Genomic DNA, 1349 nt, shown 5'->3' on the forward strand with positions numbered 1-1349 from the left:
CGACGCTCCTATGGATCGTCAAGCCATGATCGGTCGGTGTTCGAGTAGCCGGTAGAGATCTCGGGCGATGTAGCGCTTGAGGCAGCGTTTGATCTCGCGGGTGGTCTTGCCTTCCGCGGTCCGGCGGGCCACGTAGTGGCGGGTGGTCTCGTCGTAGCGGATCCGTGAGAGCACGATGGTGTGCAGGGCGCGATTGAGTTGCCGGTCGCCGTAGCGGTTGAGTCGGTATCGGGTGGTGACCTGGCCGCTGTTGGCCGGGATCGGTGCCACTCCGGCGAGCATCGCGAAGGCAGCCTCGGAATGGATCCGTCCCGGGTGCGACCAGGCGCACAGCACGGTGGCGGCCACGATCGGTCCGACGCCGAGCTGTTCGAGCAGGTCGGGGCGCCAGGACCGCACGATCGCTTTGAGGGCCTTCTCATGCTCGGCGGCTTCCTCGGCCAGCCCACGGGCGCGGCGGGCCAGGGACCGCAGGACGATGACGGTCGTGGTGGTTTCCACGTCCCAGGAGAGGTGGACCCGGAGGGTCGCGGCGGTCTTGACCATCGCGGGGAGCTTCTGGCCGCGGAACCGCTCCCGGATCGACTCGGGGGCGGCGATGACCAGGCTGAACACCTGCCGCTGCGCGTCGGTGGCGGCATTGACCGCGGATCGCCGCGCGGCCAGCAGCACCGACAGCGCCTGACGGTCCCCGCCGCTACGCGGGCCACCGAGCCGGGGCCGAGAAAGTGCCTCCCGGGCGGCTCGGATGGCGTCGAGCGGGTCGGACTTGGCGCCGTTGCGTCGCTTGGCCCGCTGCGGCCGGTCGAGCTCGATCACGACCTCGTCACGCCGATCAAGGTGTCTGGTCAGCCCGGCGCCGTGACCGCCGGTGCCTTCGATCGCCCAAGCCCGCAGGGCCGCGTGCTGGTCGGCGAACTCCACCAACTGGTCGTAGCCGTCGGCGGTGGCCTCGACGGTGATCTCGTCGAGCACACCGCCGGTTCGAGCGTCGACGACGGCCGCGGAGTGAGTGTGGACGTGGGTGTCGACGCCGATGACGACATCGACCACCTCGCGTAGATCGGTCAGACTGGTCATTGCGTTCTCTCCTTGCCTGGGAGCGGATGTGGTTTCCGGTCCGGGGCGGAGATTCGGCAGGACTGTGATGAGACACGTCGGGCGCCGTTAACGCCCGGCGGTCAAGCTCCTGATCAGGCCAGCTACTCCGACCGGGCCGGGGCCGGCAACCACGAGCGGACAAGTCGCGCGAAAGGCACGAAGCCAGTCAGCCGAAGGGTCACACCCGCAGTCGCCAACCCACAGCCCAGCACCATCAGGCTGCGAAGGGAATCCTCACAGTCAGCCGA

At 68.8% G+C, this 1349-nt stretch carries 1 protein-coding gene; it reads right to left on the bottom strand.

What is annotated here, in order from left to right:
- Window positions 1–18: 18 nt before the first annotated feature.
- Window positions 19–1080: an IS110 family RNA-guided transposase gene (locus DAE25_RS22600; protein WP_107768546.1), complete on the bottom strand. Its 1062-nt coding sequence runs from the start codon at window positions 1078–1080 to the stop codon at window positions 19–21.
- Window positions 1081–1349: the final 269 nt, after the last annotated feature.

Source organism: Nocardioides terrigena (assembly GCF_003047265.1).
GTDB classification, from domain to species: Bacteria; Actinomycetota; Actinomycetes; order Propionibacteriales; family Nocardioidaceae; genus Nocardioides; species Nocardioides terrigena.

Bases quoted from the DNA above. Each gene is read 5' to 3' on its own strand.
- DAE25_RS22600 (WP_107768546.1), bottom strand. From the start codon at position 1,080: ATGACCAGTCTGACCGATCTACGCGAGGTGGTCGATGTCGTCATCGGC.